General features: G+C 71.7%; 7 protein-coding genes. 6 read left to right on the forward strand and 1 reads right to left on the reverse strand.

Annotated features, from left to right (window positions below):
- Nucleotides 1-85 precede the first annotated feature (85 nt).
- Entirely contained in the window at nt 86-328 is a 243-nt protein-coding gene (locus ETD85_RS57895; protein WP_138698346.1) for a hypothetical protein, read from the reverse strand.
- A 237-nt stretch (nt 329-565) separates the two neighbouring features.
- On the opposite strand from ETD85_RS57895, the gene ETD85_RS65270 reads away from it, so the two are divergent.
- The 6 genes from ETD85_RS65270 to ETD85_RS57925 all read left to right on the forward strand — a co-directional run.
- On the forward strand, nt 566-1,351 hold the full coding sequence (locus ETD85_RS65270; RefSeq protein WP_206059546.1) for a hypothetical protein: 786 nt from the start codon (nt 566-568) through the stop codon (nt 1,349-1,351).
- 90 nt (nt 1,352-1,441) lie between these two features.
- Nucleotides 1,442-2,149 carry a TetR/AcrR family transcriptional regulator gene (locus ETD85_RS57905; protein WP_206059547.1) on the forward strand — a complete coding sequence of 236 codons (708 nt, stop codon included), beginning with the start codon at nt 1,442-1,444 and terminating at the stop codon, nt 2,147-2,149.
- A 53-nt stretch (nt 2,150-2,202) separates the two neighbouring features.
- Nucleotides 2,203-3,735, forward strand: coding sequence for an acyl-CoA carboxylase subunit beta (locus ETD85_RS57910; RefSeq protein ID WP_138698351.1), 1,533 nt, complete (start codon nt 2,203-2,205; stop codon nt 3,733-3,735).
- A complete protein-coding gene (locus tag ETD85_RS57915) occupies nt 3,732-5,642 on the forward strand; it encodes an ATP-binding protein (RefSeq protein WP_138698347.1) in 1,911 nt (636 codons plus the stop codon). Before ETD85_RS57910 ends, ETD85_RS57915 begins: the two co-directional genes overlap by 4 nt.
- Nucleotides 5,639-6,400 carry an enoyl-CoA hydratase-related protein gene (locus tag ETD85_RS57920; protein ID WP_138698348.1) on the forward strand — a complete coding sequence of 254 codons (762 nt, stop codon included), beginning with the start codon at nt 5,639-5,641 and terminating at the stop codon, nt 6,398-6,400. The genes ETD85_RS57915 and ETD85_RS57920 overlap by 4 nt, the downstream gene beginning before the upstream one ends.
- A partial coding sequence (locus ETD85_RS57925; protein ID WP_138698349.1) for an acyclic terpene utilization AtuA family protein occupies nt 6,397-7,797 on the forward strand: 1,401 nt, incomplete at its 3' end. The genes ETD85_RS57920 and ETD85_RS57925, both read left to right, overlap by 4 nt.

Raw genomic sequence — 7,797 nt, forward strand, 5'->3', positions numbered from 1 at the left:
GGTCCCGCCACAGACCGGCCCCTACGGCCGCCCCGCAGCGGCCGCCCAGAACGGCCCCGCCGTCTCCCCCATGCCAGGCACCCCGTCAGGCGCCGGAGCCCCGGGCAGCGGCCAGGGCGCAATGCCCGGCAGCGGCGCGGGAATGCCCGGCGGACAGCCCGGAGCCCCCGGCAGAGGCCCGCAGGCCGGAGGACAGCAGCCGCATGGCGGCCCGCAGGCCGGTGGCCCTAACGCCGGTGCTCCTAACGCCGGTGGCCTCAACGCCGGTGGCCCGCATGCTGGTGGTCCGCACGCTGGCGGGCAGCAGCCGCAGGGTGGGATGCCGCACGGGCCCCAGGCCGGTCATCTGGCCGCCGCGGCCGGGATGCCGTCGCAGGGCCCTGGAACGCCTCCAGGCGGCCCCTACCAGGGCACGGCCCCGGCAGGCAACGGACACGGCGGGCGAGGCGCAGGCGGCGGGCAGAGGGGCCCTGGAGGCCCTCAGCGGCCCGGTGACGGCGCGCCTGCCAAGCAGCGACGCACTCTCACCCTCGCCCTGTCGGGCGCTGCCGCAGCAGCTCTGCTGGTGGTCGTCGGCGCCGTCGTGGTGCAGGCCAACAGCAAGCAGGTCCCGGTCGTAGCCGTCGGCAACGCCTCGCAGAACACCCAGGGCGACGGCTCCGCCGCGGGCCAGCCGGGTGAGGCGCCGACGGACGACCAGACCCCGCTTCCCGCCCTCCCGACGAACACCGCCGCTCCGGTGCCCACCTTGGACGTGGAGCTGCCGGAGGAGAGCAAGCAGCCGAAGAAGCCGACCAAGGAACCGATCGCCCAGGTCCCGAACCCGGTCACCGACGCTCCCCGGCCCCAGACCACGACAAAGCGGCCCGAGTCGACACCGACGCCCACCAAGACCAAGAAGAAGTCGACCCTCGTCGAGCCGGACGCCCTCGGTGCCACGTCACCGCCGAGCTCCGGTCCCACGACGACCGTCCGGCCGACCGAGAACTCGCCCACGGCCAAGCCGACCCAGCCGACCCTCAAGCCGAACACGTACAAGCCGACCACGGTGTGCGGTGCCGGCTACAAGGTGGTCGATTCGCACTCGCTGGGCAGCAACGCCACGATCTACCTCCTGTACAACAGCAGCGCCGGCAAGAACTGCGTGGTCACGATGTCGCGCCTGGTGTTCCCCGGCAAGATGTCGATGAACGCGACTTTGCAGGTGAAGGGCGGCTCCAGCGGGAGCAACCCTGGCAAGTTCACCGCTTACGCCGGCCCGGTCCGGCTGGCCGCCAAGGCCAAGTGCGTGATCTGGGGCGGATCCTGGAGCTCGTACTCGTGGAAGTCCGGCTGGAGCCACTGCACCTGACATCGCCATAACGACCAGAAAGAGCCGGTGCCCGAAGTTCGGGTGCCGGCTCTTCTGCGACGAGCCCTTCGGTCCGCTACCGTAGTTGACGTGATCGTCAGATCTCCGGCTCCGACCGCGAAGGGCAGGCGAACGCGGGCCGGGCTGCTGCAGGCCGGGCGCGAGGTGTTCGAGGAGCACGGTTACGACGCCGCGCGGATCGACGACGTGTGCCGCCGGGCCCAGGTCTCCCATGGCACCTTCTACACCTACTTCGGGTCCAAGGAGGCGCTGTTCGGCGAGGTGGCCGAGGCGGTGGTCGGCGAGATGTTCGCGGCCAGCGTCGTCGGCGCCGCGGCTCCGGACGACCCCTATGCGCGCATCGAGGCCGCCAACCGCCTCTACCTGCGGGCCTGGGCGGAGAACTCCCGGCTGGTGCGGATGCTGGAGCAGGCGGCCACCACCGACGACCGGTTCGGGCGGCTGCTGCTGGAGCTGCGCGAGGTGTTCGTGCGCCGGGGCGCGGAAGGGCTGGCGCGGCTGCAGGCCCAGGGGCTGGCCGATCCGGATCTTGATCCCAGGCTCACGGCGATCATGCTGGGCGGGATGGTGGAGCAGTTCGCCCACGTCTGGCTGGATCTCGGCGAGCAGGCCCAGGAGCAGGCGGCCGTCGATCATCTGACCCGGCTGTGGGCTCGGGCCATCGGGTTGACGGCGGCGTCAACTCGCGCGGAGACTCCAGCTGAATCTGCGGCTGATACTCCGGCTCGATCTCCGGCCGGAACTGCGGATCAATCTCCGGCTGAGGAGGACGTGTGATCAGGAGCAGGCTTGATCCGGGCAGCGCCGACTACCGGCAGCGCCGCGAAGCCATGCTGGCCAAGCTGAGCGACCTCGACGCCGAGCATGCCAAGGCGGTGGGCGGCGGCGGCCCGAAATACGTCGAGCGGCATCGCGGGCGCGGCAAGCTGCTCGCGAGGGAGCGCGTCGAGCTGCTGATCGACCCCGACTCCCCCTTCCTGGAGCTGTCCCCGCTGGCCGCATGGGGCAGCGAGTTCCCCGTCGGAGCGAGCATGGTCTCCGGGATCGGGGTGATCGAGGGCGTCGAATGCATGATCACCGCGAACGACCCCACGGTCCGCGGCGGCGCCTCCAACCCGTGGACCTTGCGGAAATCCCTCCGCGCGGCCGACATCGCACTGCAGAACCGGCTGCCGTACGTGAACCTGGTCGAGAGCGGCGGCGCGGATCTGCCGACGCAGAAGGAGATCTTCATCCCGGGCGGCCGGATATTTCGGGATCTGACTAGGCTGTCGGCGGCGGGCATCCCGACCGTCGCGCTCGTGTTCGGCAACTCCACGGCAGGCGGCGCGTACGTGCCCGGGATGAGCGACTACGTGGTGATGGTGCGGGAACGAGCGAAAGTGTTCCTGGGCGGCCCGCCGCTGGTCAAGATGGCGACCGGCGAGGAGTCCGACGACGAGTCGCTGGGCGGCGCGGAGATGCACGCCAGGGTCAGCGGCCTCGCCGACCACCTGGCCCAGGACGAGTACGACGCGCTGCGCATCGGCCGCCAGATCGTCCGCTCACTCCATTGGCGCAAGCAGGGCGTGCGGCCCGAGCCCGCGGCCGGCCCCGCCTATCCGGTGGAGGAGCTGCTGGGGATCGTGCCGGAGGACCTCAAGGTGCCGTTCGACCCGCGGGAGGTGATCGCGCGGGTGGTGGACGGGAGCGAGTTCGACGAGTTCAAGCCGGTCTACGGGCCCTCGCTGGTGACGGGGTGGGCGAGGATCCACGGCTATCCGGTCGGCGTGCTGGCGAACGCGCAGGGCGTGCTGTTCAGCGCGGAGTCGCAGAAGGCCACCCAGTTCATCCAGCTCGCCAACCAGTCGCGCACCCCGCTCGTCTTCCTCCAGAACACGACCGGCTACATGGTGGGCAAGGACTACGAGCAGGCCGGCATCATCAAGCACGGCGCCATGATGATCAACGCCGTGTCCAACTCGACCGTCCCGCATCTGACCGTCGTCATGGGCGCCTCGTACGGCGCGGGCAACTACGGCATGTGCGGGCGGGCGTACGAGCCCCGGTTCCTGTTCAGCTGGCCGAGCGCCAAGTCGGCGGTGATGGGGCCCGCGCAGCTGGCCGGGGTGCTGTCCATCGTGGGGCGGGCGTCGGCGCAGGCCAAGGGGCAAACTTACGACGAGGAGGCCGACGCGGCGATGCGCGCGATGGTGGAGGCCCAGATCGAGGCCGAGTCACTGCCGTTCTTCCTGTCCGGACGTCTCTACGACGACGGCGTCATCGATCCACGCGACACCCGCACCGTGCTGGGCATGTGCCTGTCGGCGGTCAACAGCGCGCCGGTGCCGGAGCCGGCCGGGTTCGGGGTGTTCCGGCCGTGATCACTCGCCTGCTCGTCGCGAACCGGGGCGAGATCGCCCGCCGCGTCTTCCGTACCTGCCGGGAGCTCGGCATCTCCACGGCCGCCGTGTTCTCCGACCCCGACGCGGACGCGCCGCACGTGGCCGAGGCCGATCTCGCGGTACGGCTGCCCGGCGCCCGTCCGGCGGACACCTACCTGGACGTCGAGCGCATCCTGGCGGCCTGCCGGGCCTGCGGTGCGGACGCCGTACATCCGGGTTATGGGTTTCTGTCGGAGAACGCCGGCTTCGCGCAGGCCGTGCTCGCGGCCGGGCTGGTGTGGGTCGGCCCGCCGCCGGCCGCCATCGCCGCCATGGGGTCCAAGATCGAGGCCAAGCGGCTCATGGCGGAGGCCGGGGTCCCCGTGCTGCCTTCGCTCGACGTGACGGCGCCGGGCGAGTTCCCGCTGCTGGTCAAGGCGTCCGCCGGTGGCGGCGGGCGCGGGATGCGGATCGTCCGCGAGGCCGCCGGGCTGGCGCGGGAGGTCGAGTCGGCGCGGCGGGAGGCGGAGTCCGCGTTCGGCGACGGAGCCGTGTTCGCCGAGCCGCTGCTGGAGGCCGCCAGGCACGTGGAGGTGCAGGTGCTCGCCGACCGGCACGGGACCGTGTGGGCGCTGGGCGAGCGCGAGTGCAGCGTGCAGCGGCGGCACCAGAAGGTCGTGGAGGAGTGCCCCTCGCCGGGGATCTCCGCACAGCTGCGGGCGCGGCTGTACGACGCAGCCGTCAGGGCCGCGCGGAAGATCGGTTACGTGGGGGCCGGGACGGTCGAGTTCCTGGTCAAGGGGGATCGGGTGGCGTTCCTGGAGATGAACACCCGGCTCCAGGTCGAGCATCCGGTCACCGAGCTGGTCTACGGGGTGGATCTCGTCCGGCTGCAGATCGAGGTGGCCGAAGGGGCTGCGTTGCCGCCCGAGCCGCCGGCACCCGCCGGGAATGCCGTGGAGGTGCGGCTTTATGCGGAGGACGGCGACTACCTGCCGCAGAGCGGGGTGCTGCGGCGGTTCGAGGTGCCTGGTGACGTCCGCGTGGATTCCGGGGTGGAGTCCGGGTCTGTGGTGTCGCCGCACTACGACGCCCTGCTGGCCAAGATCGTCGGGCACGGCGCCTCGCGGGCGGAGGCGGTGCGGAAGCTGGTCACGGCGCTGCGCCGGGCCAAGCTCCACGGCCTCACGACTAATCGGGATTTGCTGGTGAAAATCCTGACGCATCCCGCCTTCGTGGCCGGGGACACCCACACCGACTTCCTGCCCCTCGACCGCGCCCTTGACCAGGTGAGCGAGCCGGCTGCTGCACAGGTGAGCGAGCCGGCTGCGCCGGCCGCCACGACGGATCTGCCGGTGCTGGCCGCCGCGCTGGCCCTGGCCGCCGCCAACCGCCGGCGGGCCCCGGTGCTGGCCGGGCTTCCCAGCGGCTGGCGCAACGTACGCTCCCAGCCCCGCCTCGCCCGCTTCGAGGAGGCCGAGGCCGTCTACGACCCGCTCCCCGACGGCGTCACCGTGCTCGGCGCGGACCCGGAGCACGTGGTGCTGGAGCACGACGGCGTCCGGCACGCCTTCGAGATCGCCCGGTACGAGGACGGCGGCCCGGTCTACGTCGACCACCCGGGCGGCAGCCTGGCGCTGACCCCGGTCCCCCGGCTCCCCGAGCCCGTCGAGCACGTCGCCCCCGGCTCCTTGCTGGCCCCCATGCCGGGTAGCGTGCTGCGGGTCGAGGTGGAGACCGGCGACCGGGTGACCAAGGGCCAGCCGGTGCTGGTCCTGGAGGCGATGAAGATGGAGCATCGGATCGCCGCCCCCGCCGACGGCGTGGTGTCCGGCGTACACGTCGAGAAGGGCCAGCAGGTCGACGCGGGCGCCGTGCTGGCGATCATCCAGGAGGGGGACCAATGACGAGCCTGGTGCACAAGGACCTGGCGGCGGGCATCGCGACGATCACGCTGGACTCGCCGTCCAACCGCAACGCGCTGTCCGTACGCCTGCTCGACGAGCTGGCCGGGCACCTCACGTGGGCGCTGGCCGAGCCGGCGGCCAGGGTGATCGTGCTGACCGCGACCGGCACGGTGTTCTCCTCGGGCGCCGACCTGAAGGAGCAGCGCGCGGCGGGCGCGCCGATCACCGGAGCGCTCCCGGAGATCATGACGATGCTCTGGGAGAGCCCGAAGCCGGCCGTCTGCCGTCTCAACGGCACCGCGCGAGCGGGCGGCCTGGGGCTGGTGGCCTCCTGCGACTTCGCCATCGCGCCGCTGACGGCCTCGTTCGCTTTCACGGAAGTACGCCTCGGCGTCGTGCCCGCCATGATCTCGGTGCCGGTGCTCAGGAGGCTCGATCCCAGGGCGGCGGCCGAGTACTTCCTGACCGGCGAGGTGTTCGACGCCACGAGGGCGGCCGAGATCGGGCTGCTCTCGCGGGCCGTGCCCGAGGAGGAGCTGGACGCCACCGTCGCGCACTACGCGGGCATGCTGATGAAGGGCGGCCCAGAGGCCGTCGCCATCACGAAACAGCTGGTCAGAGAGGTGCCGAAGGTCTCGTTCGAGGAAGGGCTGCGGCGGATGACCGACCTCTCCGCGCAGCGGTTCACCTCGGAGGAGGGCCAGGAGGGGATCGCGGCGTTCTGGGAGAAGCGCCCGCCCGAGTGGGCGGCGCGATGACCCTGCGGATCGCGAACTGCAGCGGCTTCTACGGCGACCGCCTCTCGGCGGCCAGGGAGATGGTCGAGGGCGGGCCGATCGACGTGCTCACCGGCGACTGGCTGGCCGAGCTGACCATGCTGATCCTGGCGGGCAACCGGCTGAAGGGCCGTCCCGGCTACGCCCCGACGTTCCTGCGCCAGCTGGAGGACGTTCTCGGCCCCTGCCTGGACAAAGGCATCAAGATCGTGACGAACGCGGGCGGTCTCGATCCGGCGGGCTGCGCGCAGGCCGTACACGAGCTGGCCGGCCGGCTGGGCCTGTCCCCCGCCGTCGCGCACGTGACCGGCGACGACCTCACCGGCAGGCCGCTCGACCTGGTCAACGCCGACACGGGCGAGCGGCTCGACGCGACCCCCCTGACCGCGAACGCCTACCTCGGCGCCCGCCCGATCGCCGCCGCGCTGTCCGCGGGCGCCGACGTGGTGGTGACCGGCCGCGTGACGGACGCCGCGCTGGTGACGGGTCCCGGCATCTGGCGGTACGGCTGGGGCCCGGACGACCTCGACCCGCTGGCGGGCTCGGTGGTCGCGGGTCACATCATCGAGTGCGGCTGCCAGGCCACGGGCGGCAACTACGCGTTCTTCCGGGACGTACCGGATCTGGCGCACTGCGGCTTCCCCATCGCCGAGCTGCGCGCCGACGGGTCCGCCGTGATCACCAAGCACCCCGGGACGGGCGGGCTGGTCTCGGTGGGGACGGTGACGGCGCAACTCGTGTACGAGCTGGGCGGCCCGCGCTACCTGGGCCCCGACGTGGTGGCCAGGTTCGACACGATCGAGCTGGCGGACGACGGGCCGGACCGGGTCCTGGTCTCCGGGGTGCGCGGGGAGCCGCCGCCCGGCACGCTCAAGGTCGCCGTGAACTACCTGGGCGGCTTCCGCAACACGATGACGCTCGTGCTCACGGGCCTGGACGTCGAGGCGAAGGCCCGGGTGGCGGAGGAGGCCGTCTGGGCGCGCATCCCTCGCGACTCCTTCGACTCCGTGGACGTCACGCTCACGGAGTCGGGCCTGCTGCGGATCACGGTCATGGACGCCGACGAGCGCACGGCCGGGCGCGCGTTCTCCTCCGCCGTGGTGGAGACGGGCCTGGCGAGCTACCCGGGCTTCTACGGCCTCACCCCGCCGGGCAACGCCTCGCCGTACGGCGTCTACTGGCCGGTCCTCGTCCCGGCCTCTGAGGTGCGCCCACAGGTCTTCCTGAACGGCAAGGAGCTCTCCCCCGCTGTCTCTTATACACATCTCCGAGCCCACGAGACCCTAAGACACCTCGTATGCCGTCTTCTGCTTGAAAAAAAAAAAAGAGGTGGTAAAAATGAATGCCGCCAAAGAAAGGAGGACAAAGCGTACACAGGC

This window comes from Nonomuraea zeae, assembly GCF_005889725.1.
Lineage (GTDB): Bacteria > Actinomycetota > Actinomycetes > Streptosporangiales > Streptosporangiaceae > Nonomuraea > Nonomuraea zeae.

Bases quoted from the DNA above. Each gene is read 5' to 3' on its own strand.
- ETD85_RS57910 (WP_138698351.1), top strand. From the start codon at position 2,203: ATGCTGGCCAAGCTGAGCGACCTCGACGCCGAGCATGCCAAGGCGGTG.
- ETD85_RS57920 (WP_138698348.1), top strand. From the start codon at position 5,639: ATGACGAGCCTGGTGCACAAGGACCTGGCGGCGGGCATCGCGACGATC.